This window comes from Siphonobacter sp. SORGH_AS_0500 (genome assembly GCF_002838835.1).
Lineage (GTDB): Bacteria > Bacteroidota > Bacteroidia > Cytophagales > Spirosomataceae > Siphonobacter.
In genome coordinates this window covers 55520-80125 of the sequence record NZ_NHPP01000015.1, presented here as the reverse complement: position 1 = coordinate 80125, position 24606 = coordinate 55520, and the positions used below count along the sequence as shown (strand labels likewise).

Sequence of the window (24606 nt, the reverse complement as noted above, 5' to 3'; positions counted from 1 at the left end):
TCAGACTCCTTTCTTAATCGTTACCACGGCGTTCATTCCCGCCCGCAGCACCTGCGTTTTCTTTACATCATCGGTCAGTTTGATACGAACCGGAACCCGTTGGATAATCTTCACGAAGTTTCCTGTTGCATTATCTGGGGGTAATAGGGAAAACCGGGAACCCGTTGCCGCCGACAACGATACGATTTCACCGTGGAAGACTTCACCGGGAAAGGCGTCCGTCTCGATATCTACAGTCTGCCCCAGGTGCATGTGCCGAATCTGGGTTTCTTTATAATTGGCTACCACCCATTTTCCTTCTTCGGAGTCCACCATAAAGGCCAGCGTTTGTCCGGCCTGAATCAATTGCCCTTTCTGTATGGTTTTCTTACCCATTTTTCCGTCGTAAGGAGCCGTAATGACCGAATAGGAAATTTTTAGATTAATCTCATCCAGCACTGCCTGCCGACGCTTGATTTCTGCCAAGTACGGCCTTTTGGGCGGTAATATCATCCGTTTTTGATAACGAAGTTTCGTAGGCTTTTTGCAAAGCCTCGTATTCTGACTTCGCTACATCCAATGCCATTTTTACGTTCTCAAACTGCTGCTGCGTGATGGATTCCGTTGCTAATAACTTTTCGTACCGTTCAAAATCCTGCTGCTGTTTCACCAAACGGGCCTTCGCCGCTCCGATTTGCAATTGATTCACTACCGCGTTTTTATCCGAGGTAACGGTATTACTACTGAGCACCCCAATCTGGGCTTTGGCCGTCATTAAAGCCGCTTCGGCTTCCGCTTTCTGAATCCGGTATTCGTCATCATCTATCACGACCAACGTATCTCCTTTTTTTACTTCCTGGTCATCCTCGTAATATACTTTTCGAACATAGCCCGTCACCCGACTGGTTACGGGGTTGATGTACTCATCAATCTGAGCGTCATTCGTAGCTTCGAAATGGTATAAATCCCACACGGTAAAGCCGCCCCAAGCCACTAATCCAATGATAATAAGTCCCGCAACCCAGGCCGTGATCCGGGTGATTAACTGATCAGTACGGGTATATTTTGACGTGTTCATGATTAAAGTTTTCCTAAGGTATTTAAGAGTTGATAGTATTGAAGACGAGCCGCTAAACGAGCCGAAGCCAGGTCGTATTGACTTTGGAGTAACTGCGTATCTGCGTCCAGTAAATCGGTCAATAAAGACAGTTGATTGAAGTACGTATTATGAACAATACGGTAATTCTCAGCCGCCTGTCTGGTACTTAATTCCGAGACTTCAATACGATGTAAAGCCTCTCCATAACGCACATAAGCTTCCTTAACCGCCTGCCTTACCTGATCTTCACTGTCAGATTCAATTACTTGTTGCCGCTGAATTTCAACCATAGCCGCTTGTTCACGGTGCTTATTATGATAAAGTGAAGAAAGCGAATACGAAGCTTTCAACCCCGCCATGCCAAAGCCGTATAAAGCTCCAGCGTAAGGGTAAAAAGTAATCTGGGGATAAGCATAGGTATACTCCGCAAAAAGTCCGACTTTAGGTTTATAATCCGCCCGAACTTCTTTCAAGTGTAATTCACTTATTTCTTTTTGCTTACTGGCAATTTTTAGCTGGTAAGCGTGATCAAACGCTTCATCCAGAAAAGATTCATATCCTTTTGCCAGAGAATCGCTGGCGGGAAGTGGTGCTGGTATCACGATAGTAGTATCAGGCAATCCAATCATTAAATCCAATTTTTGATTGGTAATAAGGATGGAATTTTCAATTTCATGAAGCGTCATTTTCTGACGGGAAAGCTGTAACTCTGCCCGTAATAAATCGCTTTTCAAGACTACTCCATTTTTATTCAACTCCCTGATTTCAGTCAGACGCTTTTCGGCTTCTTCGATGTTCTTCAGCATCAAATCTTTATAAATCAGATTTCGTTGCAAATCCAGATAAACCGCCGCTACCCGAAGCTTAACTTCAGACTCCGTCTGCTTTTTTTCTTCTTCTACTAAGGCATGTTCCGTCTCTTCTGCTTTAATTTTTGTCTGAAGTTTTTTGCCTTCGTACACCTTAAAATAAGCCTCCGTTTTCAGTTGAAAAAAGTTGTGTAAAACGGGATATTGAAAAGGCGTATTCAGAATACCCCGCTCGTAAATGGGTAGGTTACTGACCCGGGCGTATTGCGTACTCGCCCCTAATTCGGGGAGCCGTTCGCTTTTCGTTTGCTCCAGTCTTTCATGACTAATCTTAAGGCGAAGATCTTGTTCCAGAATCGTCTTGTTGAACTTTTCAGCTTTTTGCCAGGCTTCAGAAAGTGATAAGGTTAGTTGCGGGGAAGGAGTCTGGGCCTGGATAATCCCCAAGGTAATCAGCCAGATTACGATGGTTTGGGGTACTAACTTCATTGCATTTTTTCATTTACATCCGATATGCAAAATTAGAATAATGCAAAACGCTTCTTTTTGTATAAATTGCCAATTATTTGTTCATTCCAGCCAAGCCCTTTTTACTATGAATCTCTATACAGCTGACTATCTGAGTAACATTGATTTATTCAAAGATTCAATTTACCTGGTCAATCAAAAACAAGAACAGACTTTCCCCTACCATAATCATCAAAAAGGACAATTTACATACATCGAAGGTGGGATTTCTTATCTGAATACCAGAGACAAAGCCTATTTTTTGCCCGCCCGACATTACATCTGGATTCCTCCGCAGCTTGAGCATTTTGTATTGCATACTTCGTCTACTCTGAAGGTAGCTAACATCTATTTTACGGATGAACATGATTTGGAGCATCCCTTTTTCAGTAAAATGGGCATTTATCCCGTTAATGATTTATTGCTGGAGATGTTGGTCTTTACGGAACGATGGAGCAGAACCATCCGTCCCGGTGGATTTGATTATGAATTTCTGATGACGCTAAAGCATCTATTACCGGAAATTAGCCAGCATCCCCTACCTATTGCCCTTCCTACCACGCATCACGAACGGCTGACGCCGGTGCTTGAGTATCTGCAACGGAACGTTTCGCAGCCTTTGCATTTACCAGAAGTAGCTCACGAATTCGGCTTAAGTGCCCGAACGCTCTCCCGAATTTTTCATCAGGAATTAGATATGTCTTTTCTGCAATACGTGAAAATGTATCGCATCATTCGGGCCATTGAAGACTTGTTACAAACGGATAAATCAATTACTGACATTGCTTACGATGTAGGGTATACGAGCTTGTCAACTTTTAGTAATACCTTTCTGCAAATGGTGAATCGACGACCCGCAGAGTTTAGAAGCAAAAAGGCCTAATGATGAAACAGAGATTTACGACACTTGATATTTTCAGAGGGATTTTAGCGTCATTCATTGTATTATTCCACATGTCTTTTTTCTCAGACACGCTCGTTCTTAATAATCCATTTATGCAAGGAACTGACTTATTTGTTGATTTTTTCTTTATCCTAAGTGGCTTTATCATTCGTTACAATTATTCAGAAATCCCTAACCTGCAAACGCTTATTACTTTCCTTAAAAAGCGTCTTTTACGAATCTACCCTTTACACGTCATCCTCCTACTCATTTATTTATTTCTTGAACTGACTAAATGTTTCTTTTCTGGAAGCAATCTTATCAATAATCATTTCAATACAGATAATACAATCACAACATTTATTACCAATTTATTTCTCCTTAATTCTATTCCATGGTCTGGTATTACTAATGTAAGCTGGAATAATCCTAGTTGGTCAATCAGTGCGGAGTTACTATCCTATTTTCTGTATGCGATCGTTACTTATCTGATTCTCTCAAATGCAAAAATGCGTTTCAAATCTGCCGTCTATATAAGTATTATTCTCTTATCCTTTTCTATATTGTATCGCTTAACTGGTTCAGCGATTATTGTTTACACGTATAACTATGGATTTCTTAGAGGCTTCATCGGATTCTTCACGGGCGTAATCTGCCTCAATACTTATAGTTACTTGTATAGGTATTTTAATAAATCAAGTGACTATTTTTTTACTTATTTAGAAGTAAGTATTCTTATAATTTTAGGTCTCACTATTCCTTTAAAAGAAAAACTAGCAGACATTACTGTTATTTATGAAGCTCTTTTCTTTATAACTATTCTTATTTTTTCCTTTCAAAAAGGATTCATATCTCATTTTTTAAACAAAAGCAGAGTATTAAAAAACATAGGAACCTACAGTTACTCCATTTATTTAATCCACGGATTAATTAATACTTTCTTTAATGTCTTATTCATTCGAATATTAAGGTTTGCTCCTAGTGACTATTCTTATTTATTTGTATTGAATTACATCCTGGTTTTTTATATCTCGCGTTGGACCTACACTACTATTGAAAGACGTTTTTATAAACCTCAGACCATTTATACTTTGTAACCGAAACGCACTTTCGCGGGCCGTTTCCGGTTACAAAGTATCGTTTATTTGTTATAGCCGAACAGGCTCACCCGTTCGAACAGATTCGTCACAGGCAAAGGCAATGCGTAAGCTGTTCACAGCATCCTGCAAGTGATCCGTCAGATCCGTATTTTCCTCGATTGCTTTCAAAAAATACTTCTGCTCCCGCTCGCAAAGTTCGTTGTGATCAGGTTCATCGGTCAGGTTAATCCATTCATCCTCCTGCACAAACTCATCGTCTTTGTTCAGATTCGCCCGGTGCACGCGTAAAGATTCCGTTTTGGTGTGCGAATCCACATCATCCGATTTCCCCGCAGCTCCTGCATTTTTGGCTACAATGGATACACAACCCTTCGGCCCGATGACGTCCTTCACAAAAAAGGCCGTTTCACTCATCATCGGCCCCCAACCCGCTTCGTACCAACCTACCGAACCGTCTTCAAAGCGAATCTGTAACTGACCGTAGTTATAGTTGGAATCGGGTATTTCATCGGTGAGACGAGCTCCAATGGCATTCACCTGAACGGGTTTCGAGCGAGTCATCTGACACATGACATCAATGTAATGCACGCCACAATCCACAATGGGACTCAGACTTTTCATCAGATTCCGGTGAACCGTCCACATATTGCCGTGGCTTTGCTGGTTCAGGTTCATCCGCATCACCAAGGGCTTGCCCATGTCCTGAGCAATTTCCACGAATTTTTCCCAGCTTGGATGGTGACGTAAGATATAGCCTACCACCACTTTTTTACCTGCCTTCTCCGCTGCGGCCACCACTCGTTCAGCCCCTTCAACGGTATCCGCCAAAGGCTTTTCAATGAAGACGTGAGCCCCCTGCTCCAAAGCCAGAATAGCGTAGGCTTCGTGGGTATCGGGATACGTTGAGATACAAACCGCGTCGGGCTTGGTTTCTTTCAGGGCCGTTTCATACTCATTGTATAAGGCATACCCGCCACCCAGCTTTTCGTTCAGCACTTCCTTGCTCTTGCCCGTCGATACAATCCCACAAATGTCGAACCCTTCCAGATTCTGATAGGCTAGGGCGTGGGAAGTTCCCATGTTGCCACAACCCACTACTAAAACGCGAATGTTACTCGTTGTTGATGCCATAAAAGATTAGAGGTAATAAGCACAAATTCAGGGGATATGCCCCTATGGAGAATAACTTCAAATGCCTTTCTGATGGTTCCAGCACGCTTTTCAACAAAATATTCTACTGATTATATAGAATATTCTGAATGAATCGCTTCATCTTTCCCCAAATGTCGCGAAATTGCGAGCCTCATCCGAAGTTTTGAATACATATTTTAAAATAATTTAGTTTCTCGGTTCGTAACCTGAAAACTAAATTTTCAGTGTCCTATTACCAGACTTTTGCCGCGTATGGCTTTTTACAAATCGACTCGACTGGATAGTTTGCGATATGAAATTCGTGGACCCGTGTATGAAAAAGCTCTGGAGCTGGAAGCTCAGGGCTACAAAATCCTCAAACTGAACATCGGTAACCCCGCCCCTTTTGGGTTTGACGCTCCCGACGAAATCATTCACGACATGATCGTGAACATTCGGGATGCTCAGGGTTACTCGGATTCCCGGGGACTTTTCGCGGCCCGTAAGGCAGTCATGCACTATACGCAAAGCATTGGTATTCCGGGAGTCGGCATTGATGACGTGTACATCGGTAATGGCGTGAGCGAACTGATTCTGCTTACCATGCAGGCATTGTTAGACGACCAGGATGAAGTGCTAATTCCTTCGCCCGACTATCCCCTATGGACTACGTCAGTTGCCTTAGCGGGTGGTAAACCCGTCCATTACATCTGCGACGAAGAATCCGATTGGAATCCTGACATTCAAGACATTGAACGTAAAATCACCCGTCGCACGAAAGCGATTGTGTTGATTAACCCTAATAACCCCACGGGAGCCGTTTATTCCAAAGACGTGCTTACCCGCATTGCCCGCATCGCAGAAGAGCATCAATTAATGTTATTCTCCGATGAGATTTACGATAAAATCCTTTACGACGGAGCCGTCCATTATCCGATGGGCACACTCGCTACGGATACGCTTTGTCTGACGTTTGGTGGCTTATCGAAAAATTACCGGGCGGCTGGTTTTCGTGGAGGCTGGCTGATTTTGAGCGGGGCCAAGTATAAGGCAAAATCCTACATTGAAGGGTTGAATCTATTAGCCAGTCTGCGGCTTTGCGGTAACGTTCCGGCTCAATTCGCCATTCAAACGGCTTTGGGTGGGTATCAGAGTATCAACGATTTAGTAATTCCCTCGGGTCGTTTATACCAGCAAATGCAGTTCATTTATGATCGCATTACGTCCATTCCAGGAATTACTTGTGTGAAGCCCAAAGGAGCCTTATACCTATTCCCGAAACTAGACCTGAAACGCTTCAGTTTCGCTAATGATGAACAATTTATTTATGAATTGCTGGTGAATGAGCGGGTCTTACTCGTTCCGGGCACAGGGTTTAATTATGGTAAAGACGATCACTTCCGCATTGTTACGTTACCGCCCATCGAGCAGTTGAATCTGGCCGCGAATCGAATTGAGAATTTCCTGTTAAACGGATCCGAAAAAAAGGCCGTACTAGAACCACAGGAGGTTACTCCACTGGCCTGATTTCTGAATTATATCCATAAACGTTCGCGTCTTTTTGCAAGATATTTTGTAAGAAGACGCGAACGTTTTTTCAGGAAAAATGGCTTTCTTGTCAGTTCAGACCGCTTTTCTCAGCTCCCATTTGTATATGAAAGACCAGGCTTTATTTAGCTCTAAACGACAAATTCTTTTCTTCGTTCTGTCGGGATTTTTTATTTGTAACGCCCTGGTTGCGGAAATCATTGGTGGTAAAATTTTCTCCGTCGAAGCCGTTCTGGGCATGAATCCAGCCAATATTCCAACCCCCTGGGGCGATAAATGGTCTTTCAATCAGGCCGCAGGAGCGTTAAACTGGCCCATTGTCTTTATCATCGGCGATATGATTAATGAATACTTTGGTCGAAAAGGCGTTCGCTGGTTATCCTTTCTGACCGCGGGTTTAATTACCTATTCATTTTTCATTATCTACACCGCCACCACCCTACCTCCCGCTCAGTTCTGGATGGATATTAATAAGGGCGATACTAATTTCAATATTGACTTTGCCTACAAAACGATTTTCCGGCAGGGACTCGGCATTATTATCGGTTCAATTACGGCGTTCTTATTAGCTCAATTTCTGGATGTTACGGTCTTCCAATACCTTCGCAAACACACCGGGCACAAGCATATCTGGATTCGGGCGACGGGTTCCACACTGGTTTCCCAGCTCATCGACAGCTTCGTTGTCGTTTTCGTAGCCTTTTACATTTTCAGTAACTGGACGGCGAAGCAGGCCCTCTCGGTCGCTCTGAATAATTACCTCTATAAGTTTATTATTTCAATTTTGATGATTCCGGTTTTATACGTTGTACACTACCTGATTGACCGCTGGCTAGGTGAAGATAACGCCCGCAAAATGGCCGACGATGCCGCGACAGAAATGCCCGTTTCGTTTTAAAAAAGAGTTTTGGGGATTACCGCCTATCTCGGCAGAGCCGAGTGACTAACTAGCTCATAGGCCTCTGGCTGGTCTCAGCTAACTAGTTATCTTAATAAGAGCAAACTCCCCAATCCAAAATTAACTTACAGAAGATCCCGCCTGAGGACTATAGTTACGGCTTCACTCCTCGCCGCCAGTTATCCAACACAATCGCCGTTGCAATACCCGCATTCAGCGACTCCGCTTCTCCGAAACGGGGAATTGTTATTTTCTTCGAAACAAATTTCTCATTTTCAGGACGAATCCCGTTCGCCTCATTACCGATAACAATGTATCCTGAATCGGCGAATGTCAAGTCATAGATCGACTCTCCACCCAGAAAAGTACCGTAAATAGCTTTCGTCTGTTCCTGCTCTAAAAAAGACTGTAATGATACGTAATACGTCTGAACGCGGGTAAACGATCCCATCGTTGCGGAAATTACCTTGGGATTATACACATCCACGCAGGTTTCCGAGCAAATCACCTTCTTTATACCGTACCAATCCGCAATCCGAATAATAGTACCCAGGTTTCCGGGATCGCGAATATCATCCAGAATTAAAGCAAATTCCGAGCCTTCCACACGCAGCGGACGGTTCTCTTTCGTTTTAGCAATGGCCAGGGCGGCGTTATTACTTTGCAGCGTTCCAACCTTCTCCAGTTCCGATTCCTCAACCAATTCAAAGGAAAAGGGTTGCTCATCGAGCAGCTTTTGGTTTTCTTTGTAAAATGTGTCCGTGAGAAACAGAGCCTGAATCGTAAAATCAGCCTTTAGTAACTCCAGAACGCTCTTGCCGCCTTCCACTAAAAAAGCTCCCAGCTCCTGCCGGTGTTTTTTTTGTTGAAGTAAGCGAATTTGTTTTTGCCACTTTTGTGAGATCATTATCCCGTATACTTATGCCATTCCTCCAAAGGAACTCTGTTCTTCAGTTTTTGATGATAGGAATGGCTTTTATTAGTTTTTTAGCCGCCTGTACGCGAGGTACCGAATTGCGTCGGGGCGAGTATTTACTCGCCAAACAGACGATCAAAGGTAACAAGGAAATTCCGAATGAAGAGCTGGAGGCCCTGTTACCCCAGGAATCCAACCGCGTGCTGATTACCCAACCCATTACGCCTTTCCTATGGGTTTATCAAATTGCCCGACCTGATTTTCTGAAGTATAAAAAGCCTCGTTTTGAGCAGGAAATTCGGGAGTATCAGGCTGAAATGAATCAACTTCGGAATGGCCCGGATTCCATCCAGTCCAAAAGAACTCTAAAGAAAATTGATCGCCTAAGTCGAAAAATTGACCATAATCGACTCGCCATTGAACAAGGACACTGGTGGATGCGGGTAGTGGGCGAACCTCCAGCCATTATCACCGAAGAAGACGCCCGTCAGAATGCAGCCAACATTCAGGCCTTTTTACGAACCAACCGTGGAATGTTCGATGATTCGGTTCGTTATAAACTGGATACCGTTAAGTTTCGCCGGGTAAAGGTTTTGTACGAAGTAGAGCAGCATAAACCTTACCTGATCGACTCGATTCGTTTAGTTACCCAGGATGCCCGCATTGATAGTCTGATTCGTAATACGCGGGGTATTCGTTTTTTAAGAAAGGGTACCCGCATTGACGAGCGTAATTTCAGTGCCGAACGGGATCGCATCGAAGCCCTCCTTCGCGATCAGGGATACTACGGATTCACAAAGGAAAACATCACCTTCACGGGCACCTACGACACCTCGCTGGCCGAGCCGATGAAACACCACATGCAAGTGACCATGGTGATTGATTCGATGCCCGCTCAGTACCCGTACTTCAAGATTAATGCGGTTACCTTTGTTGTGGATGGCCGGGACGGAACCGAAACCAATCCGAGTATTGACTCTACCAGCTTCCGGGGGATTCGGTACATCTTTGCTGGAAGAAAATATTCTACTAAACTGCTGGATAGCAAGGTCAAGGTAAGACCTAACATGACCTATAGCCAGACCTTAAATAACGAAACCCTGCGAATGCTGGGGACGCTGGATCAGTTTAAATTTCCCAACATTACCTACGATACTACGGCTGACCGTACCTTAAATGCTCTGATTTTTGCTCAGTCTTTGCAACGCTATGAGTTATCCTCGGAGGTGGGTATGAACGTGTATCAGGGACTGCCGGGCCCCTTCCTCAACGGAGCCTTACGGATTCGTAATATTTTTCAGGGACTGGAAACCCTGGAAATTGCCGGAAAAGCGGGGTATGACGGACAGCCAGGCTTCACCCAAAGCTCTCAGAACCTATCCTTTAAAGATCAGAACTTTGAAGCGGGCATTAATACTTCGCTCATTTTCCCGCAGCTGTTATTACCCGCCAGCATGCGAATTCGGTATGCGAACAGTACACCCCGCACGCAGGTCGGGATTGGTTATTCGTTCAGTGATCGAAAAGATTTTCGCCGGACGGGTTTGAAATTGGCCGTGAACTATTCCTGGCAGATTTCACCGAAGGAGACCTTCTATTTCAGCCCGATTGACATTAACCTGATTAATACGAGCCGCCAGTCATCCGAATTTGAAGCCTTTTTAAGAGAGCAGCAACTTGCGGGGAATAACCTGATTTACACCTTTAATCGCTCTTTTGTTTCGAGCATCAGTGGTTCTTACGTTTATAATGATAACAACCTGAACCTGAATACGTTTCGAAAAACGAAGTACCTGCGAATTTTCATGGAATCGGGAGGAACGACACTTAATTTGCTTTCACAAAAAGCTCAGCAGGCACTAACGGATAATGAAAACTTACGCTTTTATAAATTCCTGAAAACCAGCGTCGATTACCGCCTTTACGTGCCTTTGCGTCGTCGGGGGCGTTCGATGTTTGTCTTCCGGGGCTTCGGGGGCCTGGGCTGGGAATACTCGAAAAACGGGGGCATTCTCCCTTACGAAAAAGCCTTTTTTGCCGGTGGAGCCAACTCCATGCGGGGCTGGAATCCGCGTAAATTAGGTCTGGGCGGACGGGCGGCCAGTTACGATACGCTGAAATCGGGAGTTGTAGTGCCAAGCTATAAATTCGAACGTCCGGGCGGTTTGCAGTTGGAGTTTAATGCGGAATGGCGATTCCCCTTATTTAAACTTTTTGGCGATTTTAACGGAGCTTTATTCGTTGATGCGGGTAACGTCTGGTTACTACGTCAAGGTCAGGAAGAAGAAATATTCAAAGTAAAATCTTTCATTGGTCAAACCGCTCTGGACGCGGGTTTTGGCCTCCGTTTTGATAAATCATTTTTCATCCTGCGAGCCGACTGGGGTATTAAACTTTACGAACCTTCCCGCCCCCGTCTGGATGGTGGCACGGGCCAATGGGTCATTAAAGATTTATTCAGCGAACGTCTGGAAAACCGATATAGGCCTCAGTTGCGATTTGGGATTGGGTATCCATTCTAAACGCATGATCAATCTGAAAACTGATATTACTTAGCGATTGCTATTATCCTGCGTTTTACTATTGCGTTTATGGATCATACGCGGATTGCCTTCCTAGTAAGTAATAGCATTGCCATTAGTATGGCTGTGTGCAGTTTAAAAAATGTCACCCTGGCTCGCTATTGTTACGCCGTTATGTTTTTTGCGGCAGCGATAGTTAATGCCTATACTGCTTTCACCACGCCCGAAGCTTACCAATCTTTTGCTGATTTTGCTTTCTTCTCTTTCTACAAAGTCTTTATCAATGGCTTTTTTAAATCGCACGCGACTACCCTTTTGCTATTCATAGTCGCAGGTCAGTTGGTTATTGCTATTTCATTAGTGAAGAAATCTTTAACCATAGGTTGCTGGGGAGGTATTTTATTCTTCTTTTGCATCTCCCCCCTTGGCTTTGCGGCTGCGTTTCCTTCGCCTTTATTCTGGATAGTGGGGTTATTTATTATTTACCGAAAGTCCTTATAGCCTTCTTGGGAAAGTATTTTGTTCGAGCGAATTAACCCTTGGTTATGACGAGCTTTCGTTGGTAATTCCAGATCACATTATCCAGTAATCTTGGATTCATCTCGTACCCCTGCTCACACAGCAAGTTCGACGCCTCTGCTAATAGGTTCTGAGATTCCGTAAGTGTACATTTTCTACCAACTATACCCTCAAGAAAGGCTTCTACCATTCGGTCAGGTTTAATAAGCGTATCGTTACCAGCCAGCATGAAAAAGTAAGAAAGGCAAATTCCACTAGCTTGACCGGGAATCCTTTTTATATCCTTCTTAAAATCCCCGTTACCGATCAGCTTAGTTACATCCTGAAAATAGTCAACTTCATATTTTACTAATACCTCAAGGAAAAGGTTAACCGCTTCGGCTTTTAAAATTCCGTTTTGACTAGAGGTGCGTTGCTTGTTACCATATACGTGAGTTGCCAGTTCTTCAGGGGTCTGATTTGCTAACTTTCTCCGAAATTCAGTAATCGAAATCTGATCGGCAGTACTTTTAGGTTCAGATCCAAATTCGCGGTAGGTGGTATTATGGAAGAAACCTTTTATTCGAGTCACAACATTACGCACCGATTCATACTTTACTCCCATAGAAAACACACTATCAACCACGCATAAAGGCAGATGAGCATAATAGTATTCCCGGTCCAATTTTGCTTGATCTAAGTCAGTAAAGTTGTTTAGGCAAAAATTAGCTACCAATGCAGCAGATGTAGAGTGATTCATCGTAAAGTTGCGTTTTGCTTATTATGGTACAAAGTATTCGAAGGTTATCATTCAAGCTATTTATCCTCTAAATACCTAATCAGCCTTCCGCTTTTTTAAACAAGTATTTAAAAATCACTTCCTCCTACTGTCTGACAGATTGTCAGTTTTTTTGTAGCTTTGTGGCTTCGTCTGAACTCCATATTTATCACATAAGCCGAAAGCCTGAGGCTCAAGGCTCCGAGCATCCATGAAGACCTTAGAAATTCTAACTCCCGAAGATAAGCAAGGCATTGATCTTCCCCGTTTACTGGAAGATGAACAAGGTGCCCAGGGCAAAAAGAAGTTATATATTGAAAGTTACGGTTGCCAGATGAACTTCTCTGATAGCGAAATCGTAGCTTCCATCATGCGTGAAAAAGGCTTCGCCACGACTTCCAGTCCAGATGATGCCGATTTAGTGTTACTGAATACCTGTGCCATTCGCGATAACGCCGAACAAAAAGTGCGTAATCGGTTAAGTACGTTTGTCAGTCTCAAACGTCGCAAGCCTGATACTACCATTGGCGTGTTGGGTTGTATGGCCGAGCGGCTGAAAGCTAAGTTACTGGAAGAAGAAAAAATTGTGGACATGGTAGTAGGCCCCGATGCTTACCGTGACCTGCCCCGCTTGCTGGAAGAGGTAGAGACGGGCCAGAAAGCCGTGAACGTTTTTCTTTCCAAGGAAGAAACCTACGCCGACATTGCTCCCGTTCGTCTGAATACCAATGGGGTCACCGCGTTTATCAGCATCATGCGGGGTTGTGACAACATGTGCAGCTTTTGCGTAGTGCCCTTTACCCGGGGCCGCGAACGTTCGCGGGATGCTCATTCCATCGTAAAAGAAGCAGAAGAACTGTTCAACCAGGGTTACCGCGAAGTAACACTGCTGGGACAGAACGTAGATAGTTATAAGTGGACTTCCGAAGATGGAACCGAGCACATCAACTTTGCCCATCTGCTGGAAAAAGTAGCTTTGGTTCACCCTGATTTACGCGTTCGTTTTAGTACCTCGCACCCTAAGGATATTACCGACGAAGTGTTGTACACCATGAAAAAGTACGACAACGTTTGTAACTACATTCACTTGCCCGCTCAAAGTGGTAACTCCCGCGTTCTGAAAATCATGAACCGGACTTATGACCGGGAATGGTACATGAATCGGGTGGATGCCATTCGTCGGATTCTGGGTGAAGACTGCGGCATTTCTCAGGATATGATCGCTGGTTTCTGCACGGAAACGGAAGAAGAACACCGCGATACCCTGACGCTGATGGAGTATGTGAAGTATGACTACGGTTATATGTTCGCTTATTCCGAACGCCCCGGCACACCAGCGGCCAAGAAATTCGTAGACGACATTCCCGAAGAAGTGAAAAAGCGTCGTCTGAATGAAATCATCGCTCTTCAGCAACAACATAGCATGGAGCGTAACCAGATGGCCATTGGTAAAGTACACCGCGTGCTGGTTGAAGGCACATCCAAGCGTTCCACCGAACATTTGCAGGGACGTAACGACCAGAACAAAGTAGTCGTTTTCCCGAAACATCATTTTGAGAAAGGACAATACGTCAACGTATTGGTAACCGATTGCACGGCAGCCACTCTGTTAGGCGAACCCGTTTTATCAGAGGATTGAGTTTGAATAGAGCGGACCGAAAACGCAGGAAGATTTCCGGTCCGCTCTCCCTGTATTTTCTGCTCCTTCACTCTTTACACTATTTGCATGTCGCCTCAAGAAATTCAATCTATAAAATCCCGGTTTGGGATCATTGGCGATTCTACTTCCCTGAATTATGCCATTCAAATTGCGGCTCAGGTGGCACCAACCGACCTGACCGTTCTTATTACCGGTGAAAGTGGTAGTGGGAAAGAATCTTTTTCAAAAATTATTCACCAGCTTTCTACCCGTAAACACGGCCAGTTTATTGCCATCAACTGCGGAGCTATTCCCGAAGGAACCATTGATTCTGAATTATTTGGTCACGAAAAAGGGGCATTTACCGGGGCAGTCGATGCCCGGAAAGGCTATTTTGAAGTAACCGACGGCGGAACTATTTTCCTCGACGAAATTGCAGAAATGCCCCTGAGTACGCAGGCTCGTCTGTTACGGGTGCTGGAAAACAAGGAATTCATTCGGGTAGGTTCGTCCAAAATTATGAAGACGGACGTTCGCGTAGTAGCCGCAACGAATGTGAACCTCATGCAGGCCGTCGAAAAAGGACGTTTTCGGGAAGATTTGTATTACCGGCTCAATACCGTTCCCATTTTTGTTCCGCCGTTGAGAGATCGGGGGAATGATGTTCTCATGTTATTCCGAAAATTCACGGCTGATTTCAGTGAACGCCAGCGGATTCGTCCCATTCAGTTAACCGAAGATGCTCGTGAAGTATTACTAAGTTATCGGTTTCCCGGTAACATTCGTCAACTGAAAAACCTAGCCGAGCAGGTTTCAATTCTGGAAGAAGAGAGACTCGTGAATGGACGTACGCTTCTGAAATACATTCCTGACGCTCAACGCTCTTCGTTACCCGACGTCTTCCGGGATCAGCAATCGCAGAATCAGGATTTCAGTGAACGTGAAATTTTATATAAAGTCCTTTTCGATCTGAAACGCGACGTTACCGAACTGAAAAAGCTTTTCGTTGAAATGGCTCAGAACGGTACCGGAGATGGTGAAATTTTGCGTCAGCACGCCAATCTTTTTCAGGGTGTTCACGACGAACCTGTTAATTTTAGTGAACCCAATACCCCAACGCGGTATTTACCCGTTTCTACTACCAGCAATCAGAGCCCGAGCGTTTTTTCGATTGACTCTTCCAACGAACCGTCCTTTGTGGATGTAACGGAAGAAAGCGAGGACGAATCGCTTTCCCTGGAAAAGAAAGAAAAAGAAATGATCATTAAAGCTCTGCGAAAAAACGGTAATAAACGAAAAAATGCAGCTCAGGCTCTTGGCATCTCCGAACGTACCTTATATCGGAAAATCAAACAGTATGAAATCGACGAAGAGTAAGAGCTTTCGCTCGCTTATCATGGTCCTTTTAATCCCGGTTCTGTTTTCGGGTTGTGGCCCTTATTCCTTCTCTCCGGGCGGGAAGTTATCGTCCGATTTGAAAACGATCACGATTAATAACTTCGTCATGAATGCTGCCGGTGGGCCCGCTACGCTACCAACGACATTCACGGAAAGTTTAAAAGAATATTTCCAGCGAAACACGAGGTTACAATTACGGCCTGAAGGCGACGGAGATCTGGTTCTGGAAGGGGCCATTACTAACTACGAAGTAACGCCTCAGGCTCCAACGGCCCAAGATAAAGCGGGTCTGAACCGGCTGAACATAACGGTAACCGTTCGGTTTACGAATAACAAGGACGAGTCCAGTAACTTTGAACAGCCCTTTTCTTTCTTTCGGGATTTCCCCCAGAATCAAAGTTTAAATCAGGTCGAAGCCCAGTTAATTCCACCCATCCTGGATCAGATTATTCTGGATATTTTCAGTAAAACGGCTGGAGACTGGTAGAAATAGTTATTTTTATTTAAAAAAAGTTGTCCGAAGAATTTTCGGACAACTTTTTTATTTTTAGCTGTTTATAATTTCTTAAATAAACTTTAACTTTAGAATATAGAAGTTTAGTACACAAGCAGACTATTGATTATCGATTCGTGAATGATGTATCTTAGAAGTTAATCTTTTCGAATTTTCCCTGGTGCGGTAGGCAATTATGCAACGTGATACTTTTTCATACCTCGTAACAAATCCGAGCGAACTCTCCTCTGATGATCTGGTTTATCTGGAGCAATTGGTGGAACATTACCCTTTTTGTCAGACTGGACACGTCCTTCTGGCAAAGGGTTACACGCATGACTCGAAGTCAGCCGAGGCGAGCCTGCGTAAAGCAGCGGCCTATGCTCTGAGCCGAAATGCGTTACGTAAATTCATGGAAGGCGATTTTCCTCAATCCACCCCAACGACGGATCAGGCCCTACCCTTCACCCGCCGCCACGCCCGGGAAGTGGTGGAAGTAAGTACCAAACCATTTTTCGAAGAAATTAATCCGGTTCAGGCCCTGCGGGGTCTCGATTATTCGGAAGTCTTGTTAAAAAAGAACGAAGAAAAACCAGAAACCGAACCCCAGGAAAGTAATCCTCTGGATCAGCTTTCTATTATTGACCGCTTCATTCAGGCTGAGCCACGCATTGGGCCCTTACGGGCTAAACTAGGTCAACCCGAAGAAATTCAGGTGGATTTAGCTCAAAAACCACAGCAATCCCATAGCACGCCAGTTACAGAAGCCTACGCGAAAGTTTTGGCTCGTCAGGGAAAAACTGAAAAAGCGATTGAAGTTTATGAAAAACTACAGTTGAAGTTTCCCGAAAAAAAGACGTACTTTGCAGAAAAAATAGAGGCCCTAAAAAACAACCCGCCTTTATCCTAACCGGACATTAATTTTTTACTTTCATAAAATGTTTGCTACTCTGATTATTGCTTCCATCGTATTTGCCGCTTTACTGGTTCTGGTGGTGTTGATTCAAAATCCTAAAGGTGGTGGTCTTTCTCAATTTACGGGAGCAGGTTCACAACAACTTTTTGGTGTAAAGAAAACGGGTGATTTGCTCGAGCAACTGACCTGGGGTTTCGGTGGTGCCATTGCTGTTTTCGCTCTGGCTTCTGTATTCTTCCTGAATGGTCAAAGTGTTTCTTCAGGTATGGATGATGGCCTGGGTAACGTAGCTCCTGCGGCTACCGTACCAGCTCCCCGCCCAACAACGCCTGCTCCAGCAACAACGCCAGCACAACCTGCTCCGGCTCAGCCCGCACAGCCTCAGAAGTAATCGTAAGCTTTCTAGATATAAAGAAAAAGCCCTCGCAAGGAATTGTGAGGGCTTTTTCTTTAGGTGCTTATTCTACTTCCTCGGCGATCTTCTGCCGGGCAATGGGTAATAACGTTTCATCGATAGGATAACCCAGCCTGCTTTCCACCAGATACGAAGCCGGGTTTGGCAGATTCCGATTTTTACGTACTAACTCCAGCTTTATACTCTCAAACGTAGTCGTATAATTCTTTCGTCGAGCTTCCACCAAAGTCGTTTCAACCCGACGTCGGGGTGGAACGTGCGATTCGAAGAGTTGTACGTTATACTGATAAATGCGTAAATCCCGGTTGGTACTTTCGTACACAAACAAATACCCTTCTTTACGAAAAAGCGGCATGATCCCAATCGGTTGAATGGATAACTCCTGCTGAACCGTCTCCAGCAATTCCGTTCCTTTCGAAAGCGTTGAACCGAGTCGCGGGATGGCGTAACTAAGAATATCGTCTAATTCCTGCAACGGAGCTAGTTCTTCAAATTCGCTGGCGTAGGTCAATTGCAGTTTTTCCGGATCGATTCCGATTAATTTTTTCTGAATCTGAGTTGACCATTTCAGTTGCTGTTTCTGCAAAGTCACACTTTCCTGGTAATGATTCTGCAAATCTGACAGTTCAGGGTATAATTTTCTGGCCTGAAACGAGTCGTTGACATGCTGTAGATACCCCAGAAGCTGATATTTTTTGTACTCGAAATCAAGTAATCCATCAGTAATCCAGGTTTTTTGTAACTTTTTCATAAACTCCTGGTTTTCGTTTATCCTTTTCGAAGCTACTTCTTTTTCAGTAATATCCAAATTTTTCTACTTCATCTTTCGAAAGAACTAGGTATTCCTTTGGTTTATAGGCAGTTTTGTGATTTTGGCAGAAGGCTCTGCAAAATTGACAGACTATCTGGTTTGGCACGACAATCATAGGAATGCATACCATAACCAGATGGTTAATCAAAAAAGTTAACAAATCTATCTTACACACATATGTCAGTAAACGTTAAACCTTTGGCAGACCGCGTTCTTGTTGAACCCGCTCCAGCAGAAGAGAAAACTGCATTTGGAATCATCATTCCCGATACGGCCAAAGAAAAACCTCAACGTGGAGTAGTTGTAGCCGTAGGTCCTGGTAAAAAAGATGAGCCTGTTACTGTAAAAGAAGGCGATACCGTATTGTACGGTAAGTATTCTGGTACCGAGATCTCTTCGGACGGCAAAGACTACCTCATCATGCGGGAATCAGACATTCTGGCGATCCTGACTGCTTAATTTTATTTTCCTTTTTACATCACAACGTGAAGATTGCTTCACATTCCAACACATTATAAATTCTTTTAGCTATGGCAAAGGAACTCTTTTTTGACACCGAAGCCCGTGACCGTCTGAAGCGTGGCGTTGACGCTTTAGCTGACGCAGTTAAAGTTACCCTCGGACCTAAAGGCCGTAACGTAATCCTCGATAAAAAATTTGGCTCCCCTACCATTACTAAAGATGGTGTTTCGGTAGCGAAAGAAATCGAGTTGAAAGATGCTCTGGAAAACATGGGTGCTCAGCTCGTGAAAGAAGTAGCTTCTAAAACGGCTGATCAGGCAGGTGACGGAACGACTACTGCAACGGTATTAACGCAGGCGATCTACTCGATCGGGGTTAAAAACGTAGCTGCTGGTGCGAATCCTATGGATTTGAAACGCGGTATTGATAAAGCCGTTGCAAAAGTTGTAGAAAACCTGAAGTCACAATCACGTGCCATCAGCACTTCTAAAGAAATCGCTCAGGTAGCCACTATCTCTGCTAACAACGACCACGAAATCGGTACTATGATTGCTGATGCGATGGACAAAGTTGGTAAAGAAGGGGTTATCACTGTTGAAGAAGCTCGCGGTACTGAAACGGAAGTAAAAACCGTAGAAGGTATGCAGTTTGATCGCGGTTACCTGTCACCTTACTTCGTGACTAACCCCGACAAAATGGAAGCTGACCTGGAGCGTCCTTTCATCCTGATCTCTGAGAAGAAAGTTTCTTCTATGAAAGAACTTCTTCCTGTGCTGGAGCAAGTAGCTCAAACCGGTCGTCCTTTGGTAATCATTGCGGAAGACGTGGATGGTGAAGCTCTGGCTACCCTGGTAGTAAACAAAATCCGTGGTGCCCTGAAAGTAGCAGCCGTAAAAGCTCCTGGTTTCGGTGATCGTCGTAAAGCTATGCTGGAAGACATCGCGATCCTGACGGGTGGTACGGTTATCAGCGAAGAGCGTGGTTTCAAACTGGAAAACGCTTCTATCGAATATTTAGGTCAGGCTGAGAAAATCATTATCGACAAAGACAACACGACGATTGTAAACGGCGTGGGTGGCAAAGACGATATCACTGCTCGCGTGAACCAAATCAAAACTCAGATCGAAAACACTACTTCTGATTACGATCGTGAGAAACTTCAGGAACGTCTGGCGAAACTGTCAGGTGGCGTAGCTATCCTGTACATTGGTGCTGCTACTGAAGTGGAAATGAAAGAGAAGAAAGATCGCGTTGACGATGCTCTTCACGCGACTCGTGCTGCGGTTGAAGAAGGTATCGTAGCGGGTGGTGGTGTAGCTCTGATCCGTGCCGTATCAGCTCTGGAAGGTTTCAAAGGCGAAAACGACGACCAAACGACAGGTATCAACATCATCCGTCAGGCGGTTGAATCTCCTCTTCGTACCATTGTAGGTAACGCTGGTGGCGAAGCTTCTGTAGTAATCAATGCCGTGAAACAAGGTACGGGTGACTACGGTTACAATGCTCGCGAAGATCGTTACGAAAACATGATCGAAGCAGGTATCATCGATCCTACGAAAGTAACTCGTCTGGCTCTGGAGAACGCTGCTTCTGTAGCAGGTCTGCTGTTAACTACCGAATGTGTAGTAGCTGACAAGCCTGAAGATAATCCTGCTCCTGCTGCCGGTCCTGGCGGAATGGGTGGCATGATGTAATCTCAGCTTTCCAATATTAATAAAAGCCCCTTCAGAAAACTGAAGGGGCTTTTTGTTGGCTAATATATAGGTTAATTCAGTCGATACCACTGATACCCATACCCCTCCAGCGTAACCGGATAGGTATCATTGGAAGTGGAGGCTACCGAAGCATTACTCATCAGATTTTGCAGCTTTTTACCTTTCCATTCGCTCAAACCCAGCGTAATCGATTTTTTGTCTTTACTGAAATTATGAGCTACGATCACTGATTTTCCTTTCCAGTCGTATTTCATCACCAAAACCTGATCCGTTGAGGCGGGCAAAATCGTCCATTCCCCCAACGCAATTTCTGGACATTCTTCACGCAGCTTTACTAACTTCTTCACGTGATTCAGTAACGATTTAGGATCTTTTTCCTGGGCACTTACATTCACTTTCTGATAACCATATTCGCCCTGATTAATAACCGGATGAAAAGGCTGATTAGAAGTAGAAAAACCTGCGTTTTTAGCCGTTGACCATTGCATTGGCGTTCGTACTGAATTTCGTTCTATCAGACTAAGGTCATCTCCCATGCCAATTTCTTCGCCGTAACGCAAACTAGGTGTGCCTGGTAAAGAGAATAACAAGCTGTACGCCAGATCAACGTGTTTCCGATCATGCAGCATCGGAGCCAGTCGCCGACGAATCCCTCGATCGTATAACTGCATATTCTTCTGAGGTCCAAATCGAGCATAGACCTTTTCGCGGTCTTCATTACTCAGTCGTCCTAAATCAATTTCGTCATGATTTCGCAGGAACCAGGCCCATTGGCTCGTCGGTGCAATCTGACGGGTATCCACCAGAGCCTTGATAAATTTCTCGGTATTCTCCGTAGCCAGAGCCGCAAACAGATACTGGTTTGCGTAAAAGTTGAAAATCATCTGAATGCCTTCACCATATTTACCGATAAATTTTTCAGTTTCTTTCGGATCGACATTGGCTTCGCCTAAGAGCACAGCCTGCCCATTCTGCCATTGAATAAATTGCCGCAATTGATACAGCAGATCAAACTGCAAGGTTGGATTCTTGATATTGGTTTTGGGGATTTCCATGTAAAATGGCACAGCATCAAGCCGAAACCCAGCAACGCCCAAATCCAGCCAATGCTTGACGATTTTTCTGATCTCCGTTTCAACTTCTGGATTCTGAGCGTTCAGATCCGGTTGAAAATCGTAAAATCGGTGAAAGTAATACTCCTGAGCCAGTGAATCATAAGTCCAGGTTTCTTTTTGCACGCCGGGGAAAACCATTCCGTCATCCGCATCTTTCGGGCGTTCCTTCGACCAAACGTACCAGTTACGATACGGAGAGTTTTTATCCTTCCGGGCCGATTGATACCAGGGATGCTGGTTGGAAGTATGATTAATGACCAAATCCGTAATAATGCGGATGTCACGCTTTTTTGCTTCCTGAATGCACTGTTTAAAATCCTCTTCTGTACCCACTCTGGGGTCAACTTTATAGTAATCGGCAATGTCGTACCCATCGTCTTCCAGTGGTGAAGGATGAAACGGGGCTAACCAGACAACGTTCACTCCCAGTGATTTCAAGTAATCCAGTTGTTGGGTTAATCCTTTGAAATCTCCAAAGCCGTTTCCATCTGAATCTTTAAAAACTTTCACATCCAGGTTATAGATCAGAGCCTTTTTGTACCATAATTCCTGCATGAAATCGGTAGGCAAAGGTGCCGGAGGAGCCGAAGGTTCAGATTGCGAAAAGGCAAGCGTACGGGTAAGAACTGACAGTAGAACTATCCATTTTTTCATAGAGTGCGGAGAAACAGGGTTAAGACCTTTTTTTCATGATTGATTTATCATTTCTCTATAAAAAATGATACGAACGGTCTTTCCCATACTAATGAAGAGCAAAGAAGGGTGGCTTCGTTACTTGACTTTGAAGAGGCTTATTTTAAGTCTGAATCTTTTGAATATACGGCCCTCTCCTGCCAGCGTGACCGCTGCCAGCTTTTTTCTAGGAGCATTAACTCAGACCATGAAATCATAGCATTGTGAGGAAATGGTTGCTACCAGCGGAAAAGCTGGTAGCGGCATGACCTACCTATCCGCTCAGAAAAACTAGATGCATTGTAGCTGCCAACGTGGCCGCTGCCAGCTTTTTCGCTGGCAGCACTACCCCAGGCCATGAAATCATAGCTATCATGAGGGAGTGGTTGCTGCCAGCATGCTCCGACCAGCTTTTCCGCAAAAATGAATAGAATTAATTGTTCGCTTACAATCAAAAACTAATGGCGAGTCGTAGAATGCTTTGATTTGGTCGAATTAAATCTTTTTCTTTTCCTCGTTTTTCCTTATTTATGGGTATGAAACGGGTTATTTTCTTCCTCAGCACTTTCTTTACTTGGTCTATGGCCTCCGCCCAACAAACTATTTTCGAGCAGTCGAAAGGAGCCGAAACCCCAACTTACGAGCAGGGTATGGCTTATTTTCAGCAACTGGATCAGCAGTATCCACAGGTTCAGATGCGAACCATGGGGCCAACTGATTCGGGCGAACCCCTGCACTTGATTGTGGTGAGCAAAGACAAAAATTTCGATCTGGCCGAACAGCGAAAAAAAGGCAAAGCCATTCTGCTGATTGATAATGCCATTCACCCCGGCGAGCCCGATGGTGTGGATGCCTGTCAGTTATTACTTCGGAATCTATTAACCGAAAAAGATGGATTAAGGCTGCCAGACCATCTGGTGCTGTGTATAATTCCGTTCTACAATATCGACGGAGCTTTGAATCGGAATTCCTTTAGTCGAGCGAACCAGAATGGGCCTCATGCGTACGGGTTTCGGGCCAATGGGCAGAACTATGATTTAAACCGGGATTTCGTAAAGGCAAATAGTAAAAATGCGACCTCCTTTGCCGAAATTTTTCATCAGGTTGATCCTGATGTATTTGTAGATACGCACGTAAGTAACGGAGCTGATTATCAACACGTCATGACCCTGATTGCCACGCAGCATAGTAAAATGGGCGGTGTTTTAGGGGAGTTCCTGCATACGAAAATGGAGCCTTACCTCTATCAGAAAATGCAGGAGAAGGGTTATCCCATGACTCCATACGTGACGAATTTCGGCCCCAATGTTACCAAGGAAGGATTCAGCGGATTTATTGATTACCCTCGCTACTCAACGGGTTATGCCGCTCTGTTTCAGACGCTGGGATTCATGCCTGAAACACACATGCTGAAGTCTTACGACCAGCGGGTAAAGTCTACGTATGAGTTATTAAAAATCTATCTGGACTTCACAGTAACAAATGCTAACGAAATCCTAACCCTGCGAAAACAAGCCAAAGAAGCCGTGAAAACGCAGCAAATCTTTCCTTTAGCCTGGAAGAAGGACACTACCCGTTCGCGTACGATTGAGTTTCTGGGTTATGAGCATGGGTATAAGCCCAGCGAAGTTTCGGGTCAACCCCGGCTGTATTATGATCGCTCCAAACCTTTTCAGATGAGCGTGCCGTATTATGATTATTTTGTACCGACGGTTACCGTTCAAAAGCCCAAAGCCTACCTTATTCCCCAAGCGTGGTGGCCTGTGATCGAACGTTTGAAAATGAATAAGGTAGTCATGAAGCGTCTGGAAAAAGATCAGACGATGTCTGTGGAAGCCTATCGTATTGAATCTTACCAAACTTCCCCACGAGCGTATGAGGGCCATTACCCGCACACGGACGTGAAAGTGAGTTCAAAAACGCAGGAAATTCATTTCCGAAAAGGTGATTATTACATCGAATGCAATCAGGACAAGAATCGGTATATCATTGAAACGCTGGAACCTACCAGCCCCGAAGGTTTTTTTGCCTGGAACTTCTTTGATTCCATTTTACAGCAAAAAGAAGGGTATTCAGATTATGTTTTCGAAGACCTCGCGGCGGAGTTCCTCAAGACCCATCCCGAAGTAAAAAAGCAACTAGAGGAAAAGCGGGCGAATGATCCTGCCTTTGCTAAAAATGGTCGGGCTCAACTGGATTTTGTGTATCGGCTTTCGCCCTACTACGAACCCGAACACCTCCGTTATCCCGTATATAGAGTACTCCGTTAAAGTCAAAGTTATCGTTATAAAGGTTGAAACCG

The 24606-nt window shown here is 44.4% G+C and carries 22 protein-coding genes; 14 read left to right on the top strand and 8 right to left on the bottom strand.

Translation table 11 applies throughout. The features are described from left to right. The 3 genes from BWI96_RS21965 to BWI96_RS16635 are packed head-to-tail and all read right to left on the bottom strand — an operon-like array spanning position 1 to position 2376. Positions 1-465: an HlyD family secretion protein gene (locus BWI96_RS21965; RefSeq protein ID WP_198555277.1), complete on the bottom strand. Its 465-nt coding sequence runs from the start codon at positions 463-465 to the stop codon at positions 1-3. Then, positions 428-1057: an HlyD family secretion protein gene (locus BWI96_RS21960; RefSeq protein ID WP_198555276.1), complete on the bottom strand. Its 630-nt coding sequence runs from the start codon at positions 1055-1057 to the stop codon at positions 428-430. The genes BWI96_RS21965 and BWI96_RS21960 overlap by 38 nt, the downstream gene beginning before the upstream one ends. Before the next feature lie 2 nt (positions 1058-1059). Beyond that, entirely contained in the window at positions 1060-2376 is a 1317-nt protein-coding gene (locus BWI96_RS16635; protein WP_106637668.1) for a TolC family protein, read from the bottom strand. Between the two features lie 106 nt (positions 2377-2482). Here BWI96_RS16635 and BWI96_RS16630 point away from each other — a divergent pair, with 106 nt between their 5' ends. Then, positions 2483-3277: an AraC family transcriptional regulator gene (locus BWI96_RS16630; RefSeq protein WP_106637667.1), complete on the top strand. Its 795-nt coding sequence runs from the start codon at positions 2483-2485 to the stop codon at positions 3275-3277. After that, a complete protein-coding gene (locus BWI96_RS23420) occupies positions 3277-4374 on the top strand; it encodes an acyltransferase (protein ID WP_106637666.1) in 1098 nt (365 codons plus the stop codon). Before BWI96_RS16630 ends, BWI96_RS23420 begins: the two co-directional genes overlap by 1 nt. Positions 4375-4425: 51 nt before the next feature. Here the strand turns inward: BWI96_RS23420 and BWI96_RS16620 are convergent, their stop codons facing one another. Then, positions 4426-5508 carry a Gfo/Idh/MocA family protein gene (locus BWI96_RS16620; RefSeq protein WP_106637665.1) on the bottom strand — a complete coding sequence of 361 codons (1083 nt, stop codon included), beginning with the start codon at positions 5506-5508 and terminating at the stop codon, positions 4426-4428. Between the two features lie 273 nt (positions 5509-5781). On the opposite strand from BWI96_RS16620, the gene BWI96_RS16615 reads away from it, so the two are divergent. Together BWI96_RS16615 and BWI96_RS16610 are read left to right on the top strand one after the other, a co-directional pair. Next, positions 5782-7035, top strand: coding sequence for a pyridoxal phosphate-dependent aminotransferase (locus tag BWI96_RS16615; protein ID WP_106637664.1), 1254 nt, complete (start codon positions 5782-5784; stop codon positions 7033-7035). A gap of 127 nt (positions 7036-7162) precedes the next feature. Beyond that, positions 7163-7954 carry a queuosine precursor transporter gene (locus tag BWI96_RS16610; RefSeq protein WP_106637711.1) on the top strand — a complete coding sequence of 264 codons (792 nt, stop codon included), beginning with the start codon at positions 7163-7165 and terminating at the stop codon, positions 7952-7954. 154 nt (positions 7955-8108) lie between these two features. Here the strand turns inward: BWI96_RS16610 and BWI96_RS16605 are convergent, their stop codons facing one another. Next, positions 8109-8861, bottom strand: coding sequence for an RNA methyltransferase (locus BWI96_RS16605; protein ID WP_106637663.1), 753 nt, complete (start codon positions 8859-8861; stop codon positions 8109-8111). A gap of 62 nt (positions 8862-8923) precedes the next feature. Here BWI96_RS16605 and BWI96_RS16600 point away from each other — a divergent pair, with 62 nt between their 5' ends. Both BWI96_RS16600 and BWI96_RS16595 read left to right on the top strand, forming a co-directional pair. Beyond that, on the top strand, positions 8924-11392 hold the full coding sequence (locus tag BWI96_RS16600) for a BamA/TamA family outer membrane protein (protein WP_157830406.1): 2469 nt from the start codon (positions 8924-8926) through the stop codon (positions 11390-11392). A 69-nt stretch (positions 11393-11461) separates the two neighbouring features. Beyond that, positions 11462-11893, top strand: a complete 432-nt coding sequence (locus BWI96_RS16595) for a hypothetical protein (protein ID WP_106637661.1) — start codon at positions 11462-11464, stop codon at positions 11891-11893. A gap of 31 nt (positions 11894-11924) precedes the next feature. On the opposite strand, the gene BWI96_RS16590 is transcribed toward BWI96_RS16595, so the two are convergent. Continuing rightward, complete coding sequence (locus BWI96_RS16590) at positions 11925-12650, bottom strand: hypothetical protein (protein WP_106637660.1); 726 nt, start codon at positions 12648-12650, stop codon at positions 11925-11927. Positions 12651-12879: 229 nt separating this feature from the next. Here BWI96_RS16590 and miaB point away from each other — a divergent pair, with 229 nt between their 5' ends. The 5 genes from miaB (at position 12880) to secG (ending at position 17505) form a co-directional block, all read left to right on the top strand. Continuing rightward, positions 12880-14307: a tRNA (N6-isopentenyl adenosine(37)-C2)-methylthiotransferase MiaB gene (miaB, locus tag BWI96_RS16585; RefSeq protein WP_106637659.1), complete on the top strand. Its 1428-nt coding sequence runs from the start codon at positions 12880-12882 to the stop codon at positions 14305-14307. An 87-nt stretch (positions 14308-14394) separates the two neighbouring features. Then, positions 14395-15684 carry a sigma-54-dependent Fis family transcriptional regulator gene (locus BWI96_RS16580; RefSeq protein ID WP_106637658.1) on the top strand — a complete coding sequence of 430 codons (1290 nt, stop codon included), beginning with the start codon at positions 14395-14397 and terminating at the stop codon, positions 15682-15684. Further along, positions 15665-16192 carry an LptE family protein gene (locus tag BWI96_RS16575; protein ID WP_232793771.1) on the top strand — a complete coding sequence of 176 codons (528 nt, stop codon included), beginning with the start codon at positions 15665-15667 and terminating at the stop codon, positions 16190-16192. Before BWI96_RS16580 ends, BWI96_RS16575 begins: the two co-directional genes overlap by 20 nt. A 202-nt stretch (positions 16193-16394) precedes the next feature. Further along, positions 16395-17108 carry a hypothetical protein gene (locus tag BWI96_RS16570; RefSeq protein WP_106637657.1) on the top strand — a complete coding sequence of 238 codons (714 nt, stop codon included), beginning with the start codon at positions 16395-16397 and terminating at the stop codon, positions 17106-17108. Positions 17109-17136: 28 nt separating this feature from the next. After that, complete coding sequence (secG, locus tag BWI96_RS16565; RefSeq protein WP_106637656.1) at positions 17137-17505, top strand: preprotein translocase subunit SecG; 369 nt, start codon at positions 17137-17139, stop codon at positions 17503-17505. Between the two features lie 67 nt (positions 17506-17572). On the opposite strand, the gene BWI96_RS16560 is transcribed toward secG, so the two are convergent. After that, complete coding sequence (locus BWI96_RS16560; RefSeq protein WP_157830405.1) at positions 17573-18280, bottom strand: hypothetical protein; 708 nt, start codon at positions 18278-18280, stop codon at positions 17573-17575. Positions 18281-18517: 237 nt separating this feature from the next. Here BWI96_RS16560 and groES point away from each other — a divergent pair, with 237 nt between their 5' ends. Together groES and groL are read left to right on the top strand one after the other, a co-directional pair. Then, positions 18518-18799 (top strand): co-chaperone GroES, encoded by a 282-nt coding sequence (gene groES / locus BWI96_RS16555; protein WP_106637654.1) that lies wholly within the window; start codon positions 18518-18520, stop codon positions 18797-18799. Between the two features lie 71 nt (positions 18800-18870). Next, positions 18871-20496 (top strand): chaperonin GroEL, encoded by a 1626-nt coding sequence (gene groL, locus BWI96_RS16550; protein WP_106637653.1) that lies wholly within the window; start codon positions 18871-18873, stop codon positions 20494-20496. Between the two features lie 71 nt (positions 20497-20567). Here the strand turns inward: groL and BWI96_RS16545 are convergent, their stop codons facing one another. After that, on the bottom strand, positions 20568-22286 hold the full coding sequence (locus BWI96_RS16545; RefSeq protein WP_106637652.1) for an alpha-amylase family protein: 1719 nt from the start codon (positions 22284-22286) through the stop codon (positions 20568-20570). 554 nt (positions 22287-22840) lie between these two features. Here BWI96_RS16545 and BWI96_RS16540 point away from each other — a divergent pair. Further along, on the top strand, positions 22841-24574 hold the full coding sequence (locus tag BWI96_RS16540) for a M14 family zinc carboxypeptidase (protein ID WP_106637709.1): 1734 nt from the start codon (positions 22841-22843) through the stop codon (positions 24572-24574). Positions 24575-24606 lie beyond the last annotated feature (32 nt).